The sequence below is a fragment of the Aeromonas sp. QDB39 genome, assembly GCF_027707585.1.
In the GTDB taxonomy this organism is placed as follows: Bacteria; Pseudomonadota; Gammaproteobacteria; order Enterobacterales; family Aeromonadaceae; genus Aeromonas; species Aeromonas hydrophila.
In genome coordinates, this window is sequence record NZ_JAPCIV010000014.1 from 37,336 (window position 1) to 56,149 (window position 18,814).

At 62.1% G+C, this 18,814-nt stretch carries 16 protein-coding genes; 11 read left to right on the top strand and 5 right to left on the bottom strand.

The window, feature by feature from the left end; all coding sequences use genetic code 11:
• Positions 1-22 precede the first annotated feature (22 nt).
• Positions 23-802, bottom strand: coding sequence for a COG4705 family protein (locus PG899_RS10060; protein ID WP_011706486.1), 780 nt, complete (start codon positions 800-802; stop codon positions 23-25).
• Between the two features lie 380 nt (positions 803-1,182).
• Between PG899_RS10060 and PG899_RS10065 the strand changes: the two genes are divergently transcribed.
• From PG899_RS10065 to PG899_RS10085, 5 genes are all read left to right on the top strand, one after another.
• Positions 1,183-2,808: an MCR-3-related phosphoethanolamine--lipid A transferase gene (locus PG899_RS10065; protein WP_190284100.1), complete on the top strand. Its 1,626-nt coding sequence runs from the start codon at positions 1,183-1,185 to the stop codon at positions 2,806-2,808.
• A gap of 120 nt (positions 2,809-2,928) precedes the next feature.
• Positions 2,929-3,276, top strand: a complete 348-nt coding sequence (locus PG899_RS10070) for a hypothetical protein (RefSeq protein ID WP_232105294.1) — start codon at positions 2,929-2,931, stop codon at positions 3,274-3,276.
• Between the two features lie 9 nt (positions 3,277-3,285).
• Positions 3,286-5,835 carry a bifunctional lysylphosphatidylglycerol flippase/synthetase MprF gene (mprF, locus tag PG899_RS10075; protein WP_190284102.1) on the top strand — a complete coding sequence of 850 codons (2,550 nt, stop codon included), beginning with the start codon at positions 3,286-3,288 and terminating at the stop codon, positions 5,833-5,835.
• A 9-nt stretch (positions 5,836-5,844) separates the two neighbouring features.
• Complete coding sequence (locus PG899_RS10080; RefSeq protein WP_190284103.1) at positions 5,845-6,531, top strand: AcvB/VirJ family lysyl-phosphatidylglycerol hydrolase; 687 nt, start codon at positions 5,845-5,847, stop codon at positions 6,529-6,531.
• Between the two features lie 157 nt (positions 6,532-6,688).
• Positions 6,689-8,242 carry a methyl-accepting chemotaxis protein gene (locus PG899_RS10085; protein ID WP_017408049.1) on the top strand — a complete coding sequence of 518 codons (1,554 nt, stop codon included), beginning with the start codon at positions 6,689-6,691 and terminating at the stop codon, positions 8,240-8,242.
• 66 nt (positions 8,243-8,308) lie between these two features.
• Here PG899_RS10085 and PG899_RS10090 read toward each other — a convergent pair whose 3' ends face one another.
• Positions 8,309-9,892, bottom strand: a complete 1,584-nt coding sequence (locus PG899_RS10090) for a GGDEF domain-containing protein (RefSeq protein WP_190284104.1) — start codon at positions 9,890-9,892, stop codon at positions 8,309-8,311.
• 86 nt (positions 9,893-9,978) lie between these two features.
• Between PG899_RS10090 and PG899_RS10095 the strand changes: the two genes are divergently transcribed.
• From PG899_RS10095 to maiA, 6 genes are all read left to right on the top strand, one after another.
• Entirely contained in the window at positions 9,979-10,638 is a 660-nt protein-coding gene (locus PG899_RS10095) for a TIGR01621 family pseudouridine synthase (RefSeq protein ID WP_190284105.1), read from the top strand.
• A complete protein-coding gene (locus tag PG899_RS10100; RefSeq protein ID WP_190284106.1) occupies positions 10,635-11,291 on the top strand; it encodes an HAD family hydrolase in 657 nt (218 codons plus the stop codon). Before PG899_RS10095 ends, PG899_RS10100 begins: the two co-directional genes overlap by 4 nt.
• Before the next feature lie 237 nt (positions 11,292-11,528).
• Entirely contained in the window at positions 11,529-12,626 is a 1,098-nt protein-coding gene (gene hppD / locus PG899_RS10105) for a 4-hydroxyphenylpyruvate dioxygenase (protein ID WP_190284107.1), read from the top strand.
• A 47-nt stretch (positions 12,627-12,673) separates the two neighbouring features.
• Positions 12,674-13,834: a homogentisate 1,2-dioxygenase gene (locus PG899_RS10110; protein WP_190284108.1), complete on the top strand. Its 1,161-nt coding sequence runs from the start codon at positions 12,674-12,676 to the stop codon at positions 13,832-13,834.
• 11 nt (positions 13,835-13,845) lie between these two features.
• Positions 13,846-14,844, top strand: coding sequence for a fumarylacetoacetate hydrolase family protein (locus tag PG899_RS10115; RefSeq protein ID WP_029302746.1), 999 nt, complete (start codon positions 13,846-13,848; stop codon positions 14,842-14,844).
• 72 nt (positions 14,845-14,916) lie between these two features.
• Positions 14,917-15,555: a maleylacetoacetate isomerase gene (maiA, locus tag PG899_RS10120; protein WP_039214563.1), complete on the top strand. Its 639-nt coding sequence runs from the start codon at positions 14,917-14,919 to the stop codon at positions 15,553-15,555.
• Between the two features lie 78 nt (positions 15,556-15,633).
• Here the strand turns inward: maiA and PG899_RS10125 are convergent, their stop codons facing one another.
• From PG899_RS10125 to asnB, 3 genes are all read right to left on the bottom strand, one after another.
• Positions 15,634-16,257: a glutathione S-transferase family protein gene (locus PG899_RS10125; RefSeq protein ID WP_190284109.1), complete on the bottom strand. Its 624-nt coding sequence runs from the start codon at positions 16,255-16,257 to the stop codon at positions 15,634-15,636.
• 123 nt (positions 16,258-16,380) lie between these two features.
• On the bottom strand, positions 16,381-16,881 hold the full coding sequence (locus PG899_RS10130; protein ID WP_016351122.1) for a thioredoxin family protein: 501 nt from the start codon (positions 16,879-16,881) through the stop codon (positions 16,381-16,383).
• A 179-nt stretch (positions 16,882-17,060) separates the two neighbouring features.
• Positions 17,061-18,725 (bottom strand): asparagine synthase B, encoded by a 1,665-nt coding sequence (gene asnB / locus PG899_RS10135; protein ID WP_270697347.1) that lies wholly within the window; start codon positions 18,723-18,725, stop codon positions 17,061-17,063.
• Positions 18,726-18,814 lie beyond the last annotated feature (89 nt).

An 18,814-nucleotide genomic window follows, 5' to 3' on the forward strand; every position in this document is an offset into this window, starting at 1 on the left:
GCCGGGCTGGCTTGCTGCGTGATTACTGTTCGATATCGAGCTCAGCCCGAACCGGTTGCCGGTTGCGCAGAGTGGAGATCAGCACCAGTGCGGCGATGGCGGCCAGCAGGGTGAAGGAGGCGGAGTAACGGCTCAGCTCCAGCCCGCCCTTGCTGAGCGGCTTGTCCAGAAAATCCCCCACCACGGCTCCCAGCGGCCTGGTCAGAATGAAGGCGGCCCAGAACAGCAGGGTCCGCGACACCCGGGTCAGGTAGTAGGTCGCCACGATGGCGGCCAGCATGCCGCCGAACAGCACGGCACTGCCTGCATAACCAAAGCCGGCCTCGTCTGCGGTCCAGTCACCCAGTGCGGTGCCCAGCGTCTGGGAGAACATGATGGTGACCCAGTAGAACAGCTCGGTGCGCGGGGTGGTAATGCTGCCGGTGGAGATGCTGCCCTGCAGCCGATACCAGAGCAGGAAGGAGCCCATCAGCAAGGCCAGCAGCAGCGTGGAACCACCGGCATAACCCAGCCCGAGCGAGCGATCGGCAAAGTCTGCCAGGGTGGTGCCGACCGTGGTGGTGGCGATGATGGTGGTCCAGTAAAGGAGGGGGTTATAGGAGGTCGCTGCGATCTGCGCGCTGACCGACACGAAAAAGATCACGGCAAAGATGGCCGTGCTCACCAGATAACCGAGTTCCATCGACATGGAGACGGCGTCACCCCCCGTCTCCCCCAGGGTGGTCGCCAGAATCTTGATGACCCAGAACGCCAGGGTGATCTCTGGCACCTTGCTGATTGCTGCGCTGTTGCTGTTGTGCATGTTAACCCTCTCTCGCATCTGTCGTATGACGAGGACTCGTCAGGCAACAGCCTCGCCGAGCAGTCTTAAGCAAAACTTAAGAATGAGCGGCCGTCTTGAAAAAGAGTGGTGCGAGCGCGAGGCGGGAAGGTGAGTCGTATATGCGTGGCTGTTTTTTGAGCGACTGCATAACACGGGTATCTTAATTTTTCCTTAAGTATCGTCGGCTAGGCTGTCAGTTTGCTGATGATTGTTGATATACATCACATTATTGAAGATATTTGAAAATAGTATATTTGGTGTTTTCAGCACGCTGTTACTATCCGGCGCCAAATATCGGCGTGTCGACTCTGGTTCGGCTATTTCGACGTGTAATAAAGAAGCGTAACAGGGAGATATGCATGCCTTCTTTTCTTAGAATAAGAATTGTTCCATTTATTTTTTTGTTGGCATTTATTTTTGCTTTCTTGCTCAACTGGCCAGTCCTGCTGCATTTTTATGAGATATTGACGCAGCTTGAGCATTTTAAAATCGGGTTTTCCATCTCCATTCCCATCGTATTGGTAGCGGCATTGAACTTTGTATTCATGCCATTCTCTGTGCGTTATTTCGTCAAGCCTTTCTTTGCCTTTTTGTTTATCACTGGTGCCATTGCCAGCTACACCATGATGAAATACAAGGTGCTGTTTGATGGCGACATGATCCAGAACATCTTTGAGACCAACCAGAGCGAGGCTTACTCCTACCTGAGCGTGCCCATCGTGGTCTGGGTATTGCTGGCCGGAGTGCTGCCGGCGGTACTGCTGTTCTTCGTCAAGATAGAGTATCCGGCCAAATGGTATCAGGGCCTGTTGCAGCGCGGGCTCTCCATGCTGGCCTCGCTGGCGGTATTGGGGATCATCGCCGCAGCCTACTATCAGGACTATGCCTCGGTCGGGCGTAACAATCAGACCCTGAACCGGGAGATCACGCCGGCCAATTACATGTACAGCACTACCAAGTATCTCTACAAACGCTATCTGGCGGAGCCGGTACCGTTCCAGCGGATGGGCGACGACGCCAAGCGGGTGGCCGGCAAGGAGAAGCCGACCATGATGTTCCTGGTGGTGGGGGAGACGGCGCGCGGCAAGAACTTCTCCATGAACGGCTATCACAAGGAGACCAACCCCTTCACCAGTCAGCAGGCGGGGATCATCTCCTTCAACGACGTGCGCTCCTGCGGCACGGCGACGGCGGTCTCGGTACCCTGCATGTTCTCCAACATGGGGCGCAACCAGTTCGACGGCAACCAGGCCCGCAACAGCGAAGGGCTGCTGGATGTGCTGCAAAAGAGCGGCATCTCCATCTTCTGGAAGGAGAATGACGGCGGCTGCAAGGGCGTGTGCGATCGGGTGCCGAACATGGTGGTCAAGCCCAAGGATCACCCCAAGTTCTGCGACAAGAACACCTGCTATGACGAGGTGGTGCTGGAGGGGCTGGACGACGAGCTGGCCGGCATGAAGGGGGACAAGCTGGTGGGCTTTCACCTCATCGGCAGCCATGGCCCGACCTATTACAAGCGTTATCCGGGGTCGCATCGTCATTTCCTGCCGGATTGTCAGCGCAGCGATATCGAAAACTGCACCGATCAGGAGCTGGAGAATACCTACGACAACACCATTCGCTACACCGATTTTGTGATTGCCAGCATGATCGAACGGCTGAAAAAATATGAAGACAAATACAACACGGCGCTGATCTATATTTCCGACCATGGCGAGTCACTGGGGGCATTGGGGCTTTATCTGCACGGTACCCCTTACAAGTTTGCGCCGGATGATCAGACCCGGGTGCCCATGCAGGTGTGGATGTCGCCCGGTTTCTCCAAAGAGAAGGGAATGAATCTCGATTGTCTGCAGCAAAAGGCAGCCAATACCCGTTATTCCCACGACAACCTGTTCTCGTCCATGCTGGGGATCTGGGATGTGAATACGGCGGTATATGACCAGCAGCTGGATATCTTCAGCCAGTGTCGCAGCGTGCAGTAACGCCATATTGAGATAAAGGGGAGCCTGGCTCCCCTTTTTATTTGGGCGCAGCCTGATGATGGCCCGTGAGCGGCTTGCCAGCCTGACCAGATGGGTCGGGTAAACCCCGTTGTCTGGTGTATGATGTCACTGCTCATTTATTGTGCTGTGCGCCAACGGGATGTGGCGGGGCTGACCGCCAGGGTAAGCGGCGAATTAATCTGCCAGCAGCTGAGTAATTTTATTTCGGAGGCAAGACTCGTCTTTTGCAAAAAAGTCGATATAAAGTGGGATGCCATGCTGGGCGGGGGCATTTTCCGGGCAGCCAGGGCCAAACTGGCCATGTCATCAGTGCCGACCGTTCGCCGCCCACGGCCCATAAAACATCTATTTGAAGGCCAAGGCGCGAAGGAGTGCAGTTTGCGTTTCTCGCTGCGGGTGGCCATGTTCAGCAACGTGACGCGCATGGCCATGGCCTCGCGTCGGTAGGGATCGGCAATGCGGCGTCATCTGTTTATCTGGTTAGGCCCGTTATGTAGCTTGTTGTTGTTGGGGGCGGCGCTGGCCGTGCTCTATCGTCTGACTCACCTCTGGCACTGGCACGACATCCGGCTGGCCATCTGGTCTTTGCCGCTGCCGCTGTTGGGCGGTGCCCTGTTGCTGACCCTGCTCAGCTATGCCTGCCTCTGCTGCTACGACATGCTGGCGGTGCACGCCCTCGGCAAGCGGCTGCCCTGGCAGCAGGTGGGGGTCACCTCGTTCATCGCCTACACCTTCTCCAATACCCTGGGGTTCGCCCTGCTGACCGGCTCGTCGGTGCGCTATCGCATCTACTCGTCGCTGGGGCTCGGCACCGGGGAGGTGGCCAGGATCATCGTCTTCTGTTCTGTGACCTTCTTCCTCGGCCTGCTGGCCTGGGGGGGCACGGCCCTGCTGGTGGGGCAGGCCACCACCTTGCTGCCGGACTGGCCGCTGTGGGCCGATCAGCTGCTCAATGTGGCGGGCGCTCTGGCACTCTTGGCGGTGCTTGGCTATCTGTTCTGGCCAAAGCCTGCATTGGTGTGGCGCGGCCACGAGCTGGTGTTGCCGGTATTCAGAACCCGGCTGCTGCAACTGCTGGTGGCGTTGCTGGACTGGATGGCCGCCGCCGCCGTGCTCTATGTGCTGCTGCCGGCGGACAGCGTCTCCTATCCGGTGCTGCTCAGTGCCTTCGTGCTGGCCAGCTTCCTCGGGGTGCTGGCCCATGTGCCCGGCGGGATCGGGGTGTTCGAGGCGAGCATGAGCCTGCTGCTGGCCAAATACCTACCGGTGGACAAGCTCTTGGCCTCCCTGCTGCTCTATCGCTGTATCTACTATGTACTGCCTTTCCTGTGCGCCCTGCTGCTGTTCACCAGCCAGGAGCTGCTGCAGCAGAAGGCGCGCTGGAGCCGGTTGCAGGGCGTCATGACCGCGGTGCGCGAGTTCCTGCCGGCGCTGATCAGCCTGGGGGCGTTCGCGGCGGGCAGCCTGCTGCTCTGCTCGGGGATGATCCCCACCATGCGCGGGCGCATCGAGATGTTCCTGCAGGTATTGCCGCTGCACCTGCTGGAGCTCTCCCATGTGCTTGGCAGCGTCAGCGGCGTGCTGCTGATCCTGCTGGCCCGCAGCCTCTACCGGCGCCACGATGCGGCGTTTCGCATCACCCAGCTGCTGCTGGGGCTGGGGATGATCTTCTCCCTGCTCAAGGGGTTCGACTGGGAGTCGGCCCTGCTGCTCGGGCTGTTCCTGCTCATCATCACTCCCTGTCGCTCACTGTTCTATCGCAAGGGCTCCCTGCTGCACGCCCAGTTCACTCCGGGCTGGCTCATCTCGGTGGGGGCTGTGCTGCTGGGGGCGCTCTGGCTGCTGCTCTTCTCCTACCGCCAGGTGGAATATGACCACGCCCTCTGGTTCCACTTCTCGCCCCATGGCGCCGCCTCCCGCGGGCTGCGGGCCATGGGCAGCGTGGTGGCCGTGCTGGCCGTGGTCGGGGTGGCCCAGCTGCTGGCGCCGCTGCGGGTCTCCGGGCGCAAGCCGGAGCCGGACGAGCTGGCCCGCGCCCATGCCTTGGTGCTGCGGGAGGGGGGCGGTCATGGCTACCTGGCCCAGCTTGGCGACAAGTCACTGCTGTTTCATCCCGGCGGCGAGGCGTTTTTGATGTACGGCGTCGAGGGCAATGGCTGGATCGTGATGGGGGATCCCATCGGTCAGCCTGAGCTTATCGAGGAGCTGCTCTGGCAGTTTCGCGAGCTTTGCGATCAGCACGATGCCAGCCCGGTGTTCTACCAGGTGTCGGCCCGCTACCTGCCGCTCTATCTGGAGCTGGGGCTGATCCCGTTCAAGCTGGGGGAGGAGGCCATCGTCGATCTGGCGGCCTTCGAGCTGGCTGGCAGCCGGTTGCGCAACCTGCGCCAGAGCCATGCCAAGGGCAAGCGGGAGGGGTTGTCGTTCGAGGTGGTGGCGCCTGAATGCGTGCCTGCACTGTTACCACGCCTCAATGAGGTGTCGGACACCTGGCTGCAGAGCAAGCAGGGCAAGGAGAAGGGCTTCTCGGTGGGCAGCTTTGAGCCCGCCTACCTCAGCCTGAGCCCGGCCGCGCTGGTGCGTCACGAGGGGCAGATCGTCGGTTTTGCCAACCTCTGGGTCAGCCATAACAAAGAGAGCCTCTCCATCGATCTGATGCGCTACAGCCTGGACACGGGCACGGCCCCCATCATGGACTTCCTGTTCGTCGAGCTGCTGCTGTGGGGCAAGGCCGAGGGCTACGCCAGCTTCAACCTCGGCATGGCGCCCATGTCCGGTTTCAACGATCACCCCCTGAGCGGCTACTGGACCCGGCTTGGCAACACCATCTTCACCCGGGGCAGCCGTTTCTACAATTTCCAGGGGCTCAGACGCTACAAGGAGAAGTTCTCGCCGGACTGGGAGCCGCGCTACCTGCTCTGTACCAGCAAGCTGGTGCTGCCGAGGGTGCTGACCAACCTGATATCCCTGATCAGCCGAGGCCCGTTCGGGCTCATCAAAAAATAGGAGTCGGCCATGAAAATCCTGTTATTGCTGCTGGCGTGCTGCGCCTTTTCGCTCTCTGCCGCGCCGGTGAAAGAGGAGTTGGGGTTGGTGGAGCTGCCGGTGGCGCAAGCCTCGAGCGCACCCATGGTGGTGTTCATGAGCGGTGACGGCGGCTGGGCGGCGCTGGACAAGGGCCTCAGCGCCCAGCTGCAGCAGCACGGCATGCCGGTGGTGGGCTGGAGCTCGCTCACCTACTACTGGAAGAAGAAGGATCCACAGCAGGTCACCGCCGATCTGGTGCGGATCCTGGATGATTACCAGTCCCGCTGGGGGCGCCAGCGCTGGCTGCTGGTGGGCTTCTCCTTCGGTGCCGAGATAGTGCCCTTCGTGATCAACCGGTTGCCCGAGCCTTATCGCAAGAGCCTGATCGGGGCCGTGATGCTCTCGCCTTCGATCGCCTCTGACTTCGAGATCCACGTCAGCGACATGGTGACCCACGACAAGGCGGGCAGCTATCCCACCCAGCCCGAGGTCAACGCCATCCACACCCTGCCGATGCTCTGCGTGCAGGGGGCGGATGACGACTCGCCGGTGCGGCTCTGTCCCCGTTTGCAGCAGCCCAACGTGACCACGGTGACCCTACCCGGTTCGCACCATTTCGAGGATGACTACCCGGTGCTGTTCAAGACCATTGCCAGCCATCTTTCACTGCAATAAATATCGCGCGCCGGCAGGAAATGTTGATTTAAATCAATGATTATTTCCTGCCGGCCCGATCCGTTTTCGCCCCGTCAGAATCTTTTTGAATTGACCTTTACAGGTGCTGATTGCTTCCCAACACTCTACTGAGCAACAACGTAAGAGTGGGGGCTACATGCGCGAACAAAAAGGCCATCTTGTTGATCAGGAAGTGGATTTCGCAGCTGATGAACAGCTGGTGTCCACCACGGATCTGCGGGGCGTGATCACCTACGCCAATGACAATTTCTGCCGGGTCGCCGGTTACAGCCGGGCTGAGCTGGTGGGGCAGCACCACAACATGGTGCGTCATCCCGACATGCCCAAGGCGGCATTTGCCGACTTGTGGGGCAAACTCAAGCAGGGCCAGCCATGGCGCGGCATGGTGAAGAACCGCTGCCAGGATGGTCGTTATTACTGGGTGGATGCCTACGTCACCCCTATCTTCGAGCAGGGCAAGATCAGCGGCTATCAGTCGGTGCGCTGTCGCGCCGATCCGCAGATGAAGCAGATCGCAGCCCGCACCTATGCGCGGCTGCGGGCGGCGGAGCAGGGCGGCGGCAAGCCCAGGATTTCGCTGGCACGGCTGCGCCACGGGGTCGCGGTGGCCGGGTTGCTGGCGCTGGGCTGGCTCGGCACCGTGCAACTGGGCGGTTGGGCCGCGCTTTACATGGCGTTGCCGCTGATCTTGCTGGGGTTGCTCTATCGCCACGAACTCATCACCACCCCCCGTTATCTGCAGCAACTGGCCGGCGAGTACGACAGCCTGACCCGGCTCATCTACTCGGGCCAGGAGCCAAGCGCCATCGCCGACTTCCACATCAAGCTGCTGCAGGCCCGTATTCGGACCGTGCTCGGCCGGGTGGATGATGCCACTCATGCCCTGCAGGATCTGGCGGTGCACCTGAAGAGCGCCTCCAGCGAGGCGAGCTCGGACATCGCCGAGCAGGATGCCCAGACCCAGCAGATGGCGGCCGCCATCACCGAGATGGCGAGCACGGCCCAGGAGATCGCCCGCAACATTCAGGACACCAACAGCCAGATTGCCGAGGCCAAGGCTCACTGCCAGCACACGGATCAGCAGTTGATCGAGACCGAGCACAAGATCACCGATCTGGCGAAGGAGGCGGAGCACGCCTTTGCCTCGGCGGTGGCACTGGCCAGCGAGTCGGATCGCATCGGGGTGCTGATGGGGGAAATTCAGGGCATTGCCGATCAGACCAACCTGCTGGCGCTCAACGCCGCCATCGAGGCGGCCCGGGCCGGCGAACAGGGGCGCGGCTTTGCGGTGGTGGCGGACGAGGTGCGTACCCTGTCTACCCGCACCCACAAGGCGACCGAACAGATCCAGAGCAGCATCGGCCAGATCCAGCGCACCCTGAACGGCTGGAAGGGGATGATGCAGAACAACCTGCAACAGACCCAGGCCTGCGTAGAGATGACCCGAATGGGATCGGACAGCCTGCACCAAGTACTGACGGAGATCGAGCTGGTGATGGACTTCTCGGCCCAGATCTCGGCGGCGGCGGAAGAGCAGCAGGCGGTGGTGGAAAACATCAGCCAGAACGTCAACCTCATCTCCCAGCACTCCCATGCCAACAGCAGCAAGATGCACGATGTCGACGAGTCGAGCGAGATCCTGCTGACCAAGGCCAGACAGCTCAAGTCCCTGGGGCAGACCTTCGGTTAGCCGCCGCTGCCATCCATACAACAACAAGGCCACCTGCGGGTGGCCTTGTTGATGTCGGGGTTTGGATCAGCCTGGGGACTCAGCCAGCGGAGCCCCCTTGTCGTGGTACATGGCGCGGTCGGCCTGGATCAGCCACTGCTCGGCGCGCCAGCCCGGCTGGTACTGGCTGATGCCGACGCTGATACCGACCGCCAGCGGAACTCCTTCCACCTCGAACGGCGACTGCATGGTGGCCCTGATCTGCTCGGCGATGACGTCGGCTTGCGCCTGATCATGGCCCGGCAACAGCAGCACGAACTCGTCGCCGGCCAGTCTGGCGAAGAAGTGCTGTGGCCCGAGGCTGCGGCTGATCCGCTCCGCCAGCTGGCAGAGGAGGGCATCACCGTGGCTGTGGCCGAAGTTGTCGTTGACCTGCTTGAAGTCGTCGAGATCGCAAAACAGCAGGCAGCCGGGGGCCGGGCCCTTGACCTGGGCATTGAGCCGCTCCATCAGGCTCAGCCGGTTGGGCAGGCCGGTGAGCGGGTCGCGGCGGGCGAGCTGCCAGATCTCCCCCTCCCGCTGGCGGCGCAGGGCGATCTCGCGATTGAGCCGCTGATTGCACATCAATAGATAGAGGGCCAGCAGCAGGATCAGCACGCTGGCCGCCAGGCTCAGCAGGAACCAGGGACGCCAGAAAATCCACTGTTCGGAAGGGGCCTGATAGAGAAACTCGTGCAAGGAGACCGGTTTGGACACCAGCCCGATCTCGACCAACTGCTGCATGATGTGGGTCATGCGATCGGGATTCATATACCCGATCTCCACATAGAGCGGCTGGATCATCTCCTTGCTCACCTGCAGCTCGTACTCCATGTGGGCCTGACTGCGGTTGACGCCATACTCCTTGCGCAGCAGGGCGATGGCTTCTTGCGGATGGGCGAGGGCGTAGCGCCAGCCCGCCAGGCTCGCGGCCCGAAACCGGGCCACCCGATCCGGATGGGCGCGCTCCTGCGCCTGGGTGGTGAACAGGATGTCGCTGTAGAAATCGATGCCGTAGTTGCGCGGATTGATGACGGAGACGGGGATGCCGCGCTCCTCCAGATAGAAGGGCTCGTTGCTGAGGTAGGCGTTGAAGATGTCGACCCGGCCTTCGATGAGATCCTCGATGTTGACCGAGGTGGGTAGCGGAATGAGCTGGTGCTCATTGAGCCCCTGATAGAACAGGGTGGCCAGCAGTTCGGCGTCCTGATGGGCCGAAAACATCATGATCCGTTTGCCACGCATGTCGTCAACGGTGAGAATGCCGCTGTCACGGCGAGCCAGAAAGATGGACGGGGAGTGCTGATAGACGCTGGCAAGCGCCAACAGCGGCTGGCCGCTGGCGTAGCTGGTGAGCACCTCGGTGTTGCCGACCCCGAAGTCGGCCCGCCCGCTCAGCACCTCTTCTACCGGGCTGATGTCCTTGCCGCCGGGCCGTATCTCGACGTCCAGCCCGGCACTGGCATAAAAGCCCTTGGCCTTGGCCATGTGATAGCCAACGAACTGGGGCTGATGCAGCCAGCGCAGCTGGAGTACGACCCGCTCCGGCGCTTCAAGGGTGGATTCGCTGGCCCGCAAGGGAACAGCATGACTGATGCCAATCAACAGCAGCCAAAGCAGGTATCTCTTCATCCGTGCGAGTCTTGTTCTGAGTGTTCATGGGGTGCGACCCCGCAGGGTCATGTTCTTGTAATTAAAAACATTCTAAAGGGTTATTGATGTACCGGATACTAGTGCAGCACAAAGATTTCATGGTTATCAACAAGGGGCCTAGGCTCGGCATGCATGACGAGACCGACGAGGCCGGCCTGCTCCATCCGGGGCTGGTCAGCCGGGTCAAGGCCGACACCGGTCTGCTGCTCTATCCGGTGCATCGGCTCGACAAGATGACCTCCGGGCTGGTGCTCTTGGCGCGCACCACCGAGGCCAACCGGGCCCTCAGCATGGCCTTTGCCGCGCGGGAAGTGAGCAAGCAGTATCTGGCCCTCTCCGATCGCAAGCCCAAGAAGAAGCAGGGCTGGGTGAAGGGGGACATGCAGAAGGGACGGGGCGGCAGCTGGATGCTGGCGCGCAGCCAGGACAACCCGGCCATCAGCTGGTTCGACTCCGTCTCGGTGCGCGAGGGCTTGCGGCTCTACCGGATCAAGCCCAGAACCGGCAAGACCCACCAGATCCGGGTCGCCCTCAAAAGCGTGGGGGCGCCGATCTTGGGGGATGAGCGTTACGGCGGCACGGCGGCCGATCGCGGCTATCTGCACGCCTGGCGCCTGGCGTTCACCCTGGCGGGGGAGGCGTTCGACTTCGTCTGTCCGCCCGACGAAGGCACGCTGTTTGTGCTGCCCGAGTTGCACGCCGCCATCGCGGGGCTGGCGGAATGAAGGGGGCGACAGTGCCAGGAGTGCCGGATCTGCCCGCCAGCGGCTGGATCCTGGCGGATTTTGATGACACCCTGGCGCCGGATGACAGCCATGCCGGGCTGCTGCGTTTCATCCTGCGCCGCCGCATCTGGCCGCTGCTGCTGTGGCCGGTGATGGCGCTGGGTGGGTTGGTCTATCTGCTGCCAAGCCAGCGTCGGCGCGGCATTTCACTGATCTGGTGGGCCATCACCCTCGGGCTGTCGCCGCTGGGGTGGCGACGCCTGGTGCGGGCCTATTGCCGTACCCGGCCTGGACTGTTTCGTGAGGCACGCGCCCTGCTGCTGGCCGAAGGGCAGCGCTGCTGGGTGCTCTCCGCCAGCCCTCGTGCCCTGGTGCGGGGGCAACTGCCCGGCCATCTGCCCCATCGCATTCTGGGTTCGCGGATGCACTATCGCCTCGGCGGCCTGATGCCGCGTTTTTACTGCCACGGCCGCCACAAGATCCTGCCCGGGATCCACGCCCTCGGCGCCACCCTGGCACTGAGCGACAGCCTGCACGACTTGCCGCTGCTGGCAGAGGGGCAGGCGGCGTGGCTCATCAATCCCACCCCGGCGCGGCTGCAACAGGCGCGGCAGGCATTGCCCCGCATCGAGCCCAGATACTGGTCCCTGTAAGGCAAAGCTGACAGCCTTGCGGGGCGCCACCGAGCGCGCCACAAGGCTGCGGCCTTAATGTCACAATCTATTTACATCTTTTGGCCATCCCCCCCGGCAAACTATCTGAACGCCGCCTCTTCTCTTCCGCCGCGCCGCCACCTCTAATGAAACAAGTTGTTAACAATGCCGGTGGCGGCTGCCCGCAGCGCCCCGGTGTTACCCTCTTCGTTATCAGTCAATCGCAAGGAGCGCATCATGACGACCACTTCTTCTGCCCGTACTCACACCATCAATCCGCTCGGCACCGATGGTTTCGAATTCGTCGAGTACACGGCGCCGGATGCCAAAGGGATTGCCGCCCTCAAGGCGCTGTTCGTCTCGCTGGGCTTTGCCGAGGTGGCGCAGCACAAGCACAAGCAGTGCTGGCTCTACCGCCAGGGGGACATCAACTTCGTGGTCAATGCCGAGCCCCACTCCCAGGCCGAGCAGTTTGCCAGCCTGCACGGGCCGAGCGTCTGCGGCATGGCATTTCGGGTGAGCGATGCAGGCAAGGCCCAGCAGTACGCCATCGGCAAGGGCGCCAAGCCGTTCGTCGGCAAGATTGGCCCCATGGAGCTCAACATCCCCGCCATCTACGGCATCGGCGAGAGCACCCTCTCTTTCGTCGACCGCTACGGCGACAAGGGCTCCATCTATGACGTGGACTTCGTCTTCTATCCGGACTGGCAGGCGCGCATGGCCGAGGTGGATGCCGGGTTGTACGAGATTGACCACCTGACCCACAACGTGCAGCGTGGCAACATGGATGTCTGGTCCAATTTCTACGAGCGGATCGGCAACTTTCGCGAGATCCGCTACTTCGACATCGAGGGCAAGCTGACCGGGCTCCATTCCCGTGCCATGACCGCCCCCTGCGGCAAAATTCGCATTCCCATCAACGAATCTTCCGACGACAAGTCCCAGATCGAGGAGTATCTGCGTCAGTACAAGGGGGAGGGGATCCAGCACATCGCCATGGCGTCGAGCGATATCTACCGCACCATCCGCACCCTGCGCGGCCGTGGTACCGGCTTTATGCCGACCCCGGACACCTACTACGAGAAGGTGGACAGCCGGGTCGAGGGGCACCAGGAGGATCTGGCTGCGCTCAAAGAGCTGCGCATCCTCATCGACGGCTCCCCCACCAAGGACGGCATTCTGCTGCAGATCTTCACCGACACCGTGATCGGCCCGGTGTTCTTCGAGATCATCCAGCGCAAGGGCAATGAAGGTTTTGGCGAGGGCAACTTCCAGGCACTGTTCGAATCCATCGAGCTGGATCAGATCCGCCGCGGGGTGCTCAATGATGCGTAACGGGAGCCGCCACGGGCGGGTTGGTTGTCAAGCAAGGGAGGTTGGCGATGCGCAACTGGATTAACTTTCCCCACCGGGAGGGGACACACTCCCGCCAGGCTCATGCCGACCTGCCCGAGCAGGCCATCTATGAGCGTGAACTGGGCCGCTCCGGCTTTTTCGGGCCTGCCACCCACATGCACCACAAGCATGCCCCCACCGACTGGGTCAACTGGGAGGGGCCGCTGCGCCCGCGCCTGTTTGATCTCAATGCCCTCGGCGAGGAGGTGAGCTCTCTCTCCCCCTGGGTGATGCCGGATATTCTGAGCAACCCCCACTGCCGCTACCGCATCTGGCGCCTGCATGAGCCCATGTCGTTTCTGGTGCGCAACGCCGATGGCGACGAGCTCTTGTTCATCCACGAGGGCAGCGGCGAGTTCTATTGCGACTACGGTCACCTGACCCTGCGCGATGGCGACTACCTGGTGATCCCCCGCGGCACCATGTGGCGCATCGAGCCGACGGCGCCCCTGTTCATCCTGATGATCGAGGCGACCAACGACAGCTACCAGTTGCCGGACAAGGGGCTGGTGGGCAATCACGCCATCTTCGACCCGGCAGCGCTGGACGTGCCGGCCATCAACGAGCGCTTCCTGGCCCAGCAGGATGAGAACCCCTGGTCGCTGCAGGTCAAGCGTCACAACCAGGTCTCGGTCATCACCTGGCCGTTCAATCCGCTGGATGCGCAAGGGTGGCACGGGGATCTCTGCGTGGTGCGCCTCAACTGGCGGGACATCCGCCCGCTGATGAGCCATCGCTACCACCTGCCGCCCTCGGCCCACTCCACCTTCGTGGCGAGCCGGTTCGTGGTCTGCACCTTCGTGCCGCGCCCCATCGAGAGCGATCCCGGCGCCCTCAAGGTGCCCTTCTACCACAGCAACGACGACTACGACGAGGTGCTCTTCTACCACGCCGGGGATTTCTTCAGTCGGGACAACATAGAGCGGGGCATGGTCACCTTCCACCCCGCCGGGTTCACCCACGGTCCCCATCCCAAGGCGTTTGCGGCGGGTCAGGCCTATGCCAAGAAGTTCACCGACGAGGTGGCGGTGATGCTCGATACCCGCGATGCGCTCAACGTCGGCAGCCTGTGTGACGGGGTGGAGAACCCGCGTTACGTCACCAGCTGGTTGCGCCCGGAACTCACGCCAGCCACGAACGGCAAATAAAAGGAATCCCTATGAAACTGGCAACCCTGAACAATGGTAAACGGGACGGCGCCCTGGTGGTGGTGAGTCGCGATCTGAGCCGTGCGGTGCGCGTGCCGCAGCTGGCCGCCACTCTGCAGGCGGCCCTCGACGAGTGGGCCGAGCTTGCGCCCAAACTGACCGCCGTCTATCAGCAGCTCAACGATGGCGCCTGCGCCGACGCCTTCCCGTTCGACGAGACGGCCTGTCTCTCCCCGCTGCCGCGCGCCTACCAGTGGGCTGACGGCAGCGCCTATGTCAACCACGTGGAGTTGGTGCGCAAGGCCCGCGGCGCCGAAATGCCAGAAAGCTTCTGGCACGATCCCCTGATCTATCAGGGGGGCTCGGACAGCTTCCTGCCGCCCCGTGGCACCATCCCGATGGGGTCGGAGGAGTGGGGCATCGATTTCGAGTCGGAGATCGCCGTCATCACCGACGACGTGCCGATGGGCACCAGTCCGCAGGCGGCCGCCGGCCACATCAAGCTGCTGATGCTGGTCAACGACGTCAGCCTGCGCAACCTCATCCCGGGGGAGCTTGCCAAGGGCTTTGGCTTCTTCCAGTCCAAGCCCTCCAGCAGCTTCTCGCCGCTGGCCATCACTCCGGACGAGCTGGGGGATGACTGGCGCGACGGCAAGGTGCACCTGCCGCTTGAGACCCACCTCAACGGCGCCCTGTTCGGAGCCCCCGATGCCGGGGTGGACATGACCTTCAACTTTTATGAACTGATCGCCCACGCTGCCAAGACCCGGCCGCTCGGGGCGGGCTGCATCATCGGCTCGGGCACCGTCTCCAACTACGACCGAAGCCGCGGCTCATCCTGCCTCGCCGAACTGCGAATGCTGGAAATTATCGAGTCAGGTCAAGCCACTACACCCTTTCTGCGCTTTGGTGATACAGTGTCCATCGCGATGCAGGATCGCAACGGGATGAGTCTGTTTGGCACCATTTTGCAGCGGGTCACGCCGGCGGGGGCCAGTCAGACGAAGTGAGGGGCCAGCATGGATACGAGGCCGGCTGGTGAACGGCAGGTGCCCTTGCACCTGCCAACACAGGGACAGATTATGTTGCAGTTGTTTGGATATTGGCGTTCATCGGCAAGTTATCGGGTACGGATCGTGATGCAGCTCAAGGGGCTCGATTATGAGCAGCATCCGGTCAATCTGCGGCAGGGCGAGCAGCGCGAGAAGGCCTATCGCCGGCTCAATCCCCAGGGGCTGGTGCCGTTTCTGGTGGATGGCGAGGTGCAGGTGGGTCAGTCGGTGGCCATCATGGAGTATCTCGACGAAACCTACCCCGCCCACCCGCTGATGCCCTCGGCCCCGCAGGAGCGCGCCCGGGTACGCCAGATCGTCAACATGATCGCCTGCGACATCCACCCCCTCAACAACCTGCGGGTGCTCAACTATCTGGAGCAGTCGCTGGGGCAGGGCAAGGCACACCGCGACGAATGGTATCGCCACTGGATTGACGAGACCTTCACCGCGCTGGAGCAGCTGCTGATGACCACCGCCGGCATCTATTGCGTCGGCAACGAGGTGACCCTGGCGGACTGCATGCTGGTGCCCCAGGTCTACAACGCCCGCCGTTACGACATGTCGCTGGAAGACTACCCCACCATCAATCGCATCGTCGCCAACTGCGAGCAGCTGCAGGCGTTTATCAAGGCCGCGCCAGAGCAGCAGCCGGATGCCCAGCCCTGACATACGGCAGGCCGGGCCCGGTCATCCCGGTCCGGCCAGCCGTGTTCACTCTGCCAACTCCCTCCCTTCCCGTTCGCCTCAGGGCGTTCCGTTGCAGCCATAGCGCCGAAAGCCGGGCCGCTCGCCCAGTCGCTGGTAGTAGTCGTTCACGGCCGGCAGCGGCGGACGATCATAGGGCGTCTCCAGCCAGCGGTTGACCGACAGCCCGATGGGAATGTCCGCCAGCGAGAAGTGCGGACCGGCCACATATCCCCCGGTTGCTTGAAGCTGTCTCTCCAGGATCCCCATGCAGTGAGACCACTGCAGGCACGCTGCGTGAAGGGTCTGATGGTCTTGATGCTGGGGGGATCGCCGCACCAGCGACAGGAAGGCGTAGCGCCAGGCGCTGTTCAAGTCCGATGCCTGCCAGTCAATCCATTGATCGACCCGGGCCCTTGCTCTCGCCTCGACGGGATAGAGCGCGTTGTTGCCGTAGCGCGCCGCCAGATAGCGGATGATGGTGTTCGACTCCCACAGGGTGAAGTCGTCATCCTGAATGACCGGCACCATGGCATTGGGGTTGAGTGCCAGGAACGCCGGGGTATCCGTCGGCTTGAAGCCGGACCCCCACTCCTCCAGCTCGAACGGGAGATCCAGCTCTGCGCAGGCCCACAGCACCTTGCGCACATTGATGGAGGAGGCCTTGCCCAGTATCCGTAACATCTTTTCGTCCTTGTCGGGGGGATGGCCGGCTTGCCGCAGGCCTACAACCTCCCTGCTTGCACGGCCATCGGGGCCCAGCACCGTCACCGACCGTGCAGGGCCCTGATTGCATCGATTGGCGAGTCAGCCGTGGGTGGTCTTGGGCTGGAAGAAGGCGATGAACTTGCCGAATTTCTCCCCGTCGTAGCTGTCACCCTTCTCCAGCAACCCGGTGTTGAAGGATTCCAGCAGCTTGCCCTTGGCATCCAGCACGTAGAAGTGGGGCACCCCCAGATACTCGGGATAACCGTTGAGGAAGGATTCGTTCTTGTTCTGCTTGCTGACGTTCACCTTGACCACCACGAAGGTGCGGTTGAGCTGACTGGCAAGGTCGGGTTGTTGGTCCAGAAAGTGGTTCATCTCCTGGCACCAGCTGCACCACTCGCCGCCCACCAGCAGCAAGACTTTCTTGCCCTCGGCACTGGCCTTGGCGGTGGCGGCGGCGAGATCGCGGGCCGGGTCCCGCTGCTCGTCATAGCCCTGGCTGTAATCGGGCAGGCTCTGGCTCCAGAGGTGGCCGGCGCTGTACGCCTCGCCATGAAACAGGGCGGTGCCAAGCACCAGCGGCAATAGCAGTCGGTTCATCACGTGCTCCTTGTGTTGTTGTGGTTGCTTCCAAGCCGCAACAATGTGACACGAGCGAGCCCGGCCGCCAAGGGCGAGATGGGCGCTTGTTATGCAAAAAGCGGGAATGGGTCGGCGGGAAAAAACAAAGCCCCTCGCAGGAGGGGCTTGGCATTCAGGCAAAGGAGGTCGCCGGCAGATCAGTAACCCTGCTGGTGGACGTCCATCACGGCGCGACCGGAGGGGTCGGCCATCTCCTTGAACTTGGCATCCCACTCCAGCGCGGTCGGGGTGGAGCAGGCGACCGACTTGCCGTAGGGCACGGTACGGGCAGCGGACTCCAGCGGGAAGTGCTCGTCAAAGATGGCGCGGTAGAAGTAGGCCTCCTTGGTGAGCGGGGTGTTGACGGGGAAGCGGAAGGCCGCCGCCTCGAACATCTGATCCGTCACCTCTTCCTCGACCATGGCTTTCAGGCTGTCGATCCACGAATAGCCCACGCCGTCGGAGAACTGCTCCTTCTGGCGCCACGCCACTTCGTGGGGCAGCAGATCCTCGAACGCTTCGCGCAGGATGTGCTTCTCGATCTTGCCCTTGCCGCACATCTTGTCGGCAGGCTGCAGGCGCATCGCCACGTCCATGAACTCCTTGTCGAGGAAGGGCACGCGACCCTCCACCCCCCAGGCGGCCATCGACTTGTTGGCCCGCAGGCAGTCATAGAGATGCAAAGAGGCGAGCTTGCGCACGTTCTCTTCGTGGAACTCGCGGGCGTTGGGCGCCTTGTGGAAGTAGAGGTAGCCACCGAACAGCTCGTCGGAGCCTTCGCCGGAGAGCACCATCTTGATCCCCATCGCCTTGATGTAGCGGGCCATCAGGTACATGGGCGTGGAGGCGCGGATGGTGGTGACGTCATAGGTCTCGAGGTGATAGATGACATCCCGCAGGGCATCCAGACCCTCCTGCACGGTGAAGTGGATCTGGTGGTGAATGGTGCCGAGGTGATCGGCCACCTTGCGGGCGGCGGCGAGATCCGGCGAGCCTTCCAGGCCGACGGCGAAGGAGTGCAGCTGGGGCCACCAGGCTTCGCTCTTGCCATCGTCTTCCACCCGACGGGCGGCATAGAGCTTGGCGATGGCGGAGATGACGGACGAATCCAGCCCGCCGGAGAGCAGCACACCGTAGGGCACGTCGCACATCAGCTGGCGTTTTACCGCCGCTTCCAGCGCGGCTTTGAGCTCGGCCTTGTCGCTGACGTTGTGCTCGACTGCGCCGTACTCCATCCAGTCGCGTTTGTACCAAGTTTTAAGCTCGCCATCCTTGCTCCACAGGTAGTGTCCCGGCGGGAAGGTTTCGACGCTCTTGCAGACCGGTACCAGCGCCTTCATCTCGGAGGCGACGTAGAAGTTGCCGTGCTCGTCGCGGCCGGTGTAGAGGGGGATGATCCCCATGTGGTCGCGACCAATCAGGTAGGCATCCTGCTCGGCGTCATAGAGGATGAAGGCGAAGATGCCGTTGAGATCGTCCAAAAAGGCCGGGCCCTTCTCCTTGTAGAGGGCCAGCAGCACCTCGCAGTCGGAGTGGGTCTGGAACTGGAAGTCGACCTTGAGGTTCTTCTCCAGCTCCTTGTGGTTGTAGATCTCGCCGTTGACGGCCAGCACGTGGGTGCGCTCGGGGTTGTAGAGCGGCTGGGCGCCGTTGCCCGGATCGACGATGGCCAGGCGCTCGTGCACCAGAATGGCTTTGTCGGAGCTGTAGACGCCGGACCAGTCAGGACCGCGGTGACGCAATCGCTTGGACATCTCCAGCGCCGATTTGCGCAGCGCGGCCGCATCGGATTTGATGTCCAGAATGCCGAAAATAGAACACATTGGCGGTAATCCTCTTAATTTTTATATGAGCCCCCCACGTTCGGGCTCGAAATTCCATTTACATTCCTCGCCAATCACAATGCCTAGTG

Bases quoted from the DNA above. Each gene is read 5' to 3' on its own strand.
- PG899_RS10060 (WP_011706486.1), bottom strand. From the start codon at position 802: ATGCACAACAGCAACAGCGCAGCAATCAGCAAGGTGCCAGAGATCACC.
- PG899_RS10065 (WP_190284100.1), top strand. From the start codon at position 1,183: ATGCCTTCTTTTCTTAGAATAAGAATTGTTCCATTTATTTTTTTGTTG.
- PG899_RS10070 (WP_232105294.1), top strand. From the start codon at position 2,929: ATGATGTCACTGCTCATTTATTGTGCTGTGCGCCAACGGGATGTGGCG.
- mprF (WP_190284102.1), top strand. From the start codon at position 3,286: ATGCGGCGTCATCTGTTTATCTGGTTAGGCCCGTTATGTAGCTTGTTG.
- PG899_RS10080 (WP_190284103.1), top strand. From the start codon at position 5,845: ATGAAAATCCTGTTATTGCTGCTGGCGTGCTGCGCCTTTTCGCTCTCT.
- PG899_RS10085 (WP_017408049.1), top strand. From the start codon at position 6,689: ATGCGCGAACAAAAAGGCCATCTTGTTGATCAGGAAGTGGATTTCGCA.
- PG899_RS10090 (WP_190284104.1), bottom strand. From the start codon at position 9,892: ATGAAGAGATACCTGCTTTGGCTGCTGTTGATTGGCATCAGTCATGCT.
- PG899_RS10095 (WP_190284105.1), top strand. From the start codon at position 9,979: ATGTACCGGATACTAGTGCAGCACAAAGATTTCATGGTTATCAACAAG.
- PG899_RS10100 (WP_190284106.1), top strand. From the start codon at position 10,635: ATGAAGGGGGCGACAGTGCCAGGAGTGCCGGATCTGCCCGCCAGCGGC.
- hppD (WP_190284107.1), top strand. From the start codon at position 11,529: ATGACGACCACTTCTTCTGCCCGTACTCACACCATCAATCCGCTCGGC.
- PG899_RS10110 (WP_190284108.1), top strand. From the start codon at position 12,674: ATGCGCAACTGGATTAACTTTCCCCACCGGGAGGGGACACACTCCCGC.
- PG899_RS10115 (WP_029302746.1), top strand. From the start codon at position 13,846: ATGAAACTGGCAACCCTGAACAATGGTAAACGGGACGGCGCCCTGGTG.
- maiA (WP_039214563.1), top strand. From the start codon at position 14,917: ATGTTGCAGTTGTTTGGATATTGGCGTTCATCGGCAAGTTATCGGGTA.
- PG899_RS10125 (WP_190284109.1), bottom strand. From the start codon at position 16,257: ATGTTACGGATACTGGGCAAGGCCTCCTCCATCAATGTGCGCAAGGTG.
- PG899_RS10130 (WP_016351122.1), bottom strand. From the start codon at position 16,881: ATGAACCGACTGCTATTGCCGCTGGTGCTTGGCACCGCCCTGTTTCAT.
- asnB (WP_270697347.1), bottom strand. From the start codon at position 18,725: ATGTGTTCTATTTTCGGCATTCTGGACATCAAATCCGATGCGGCCGCG.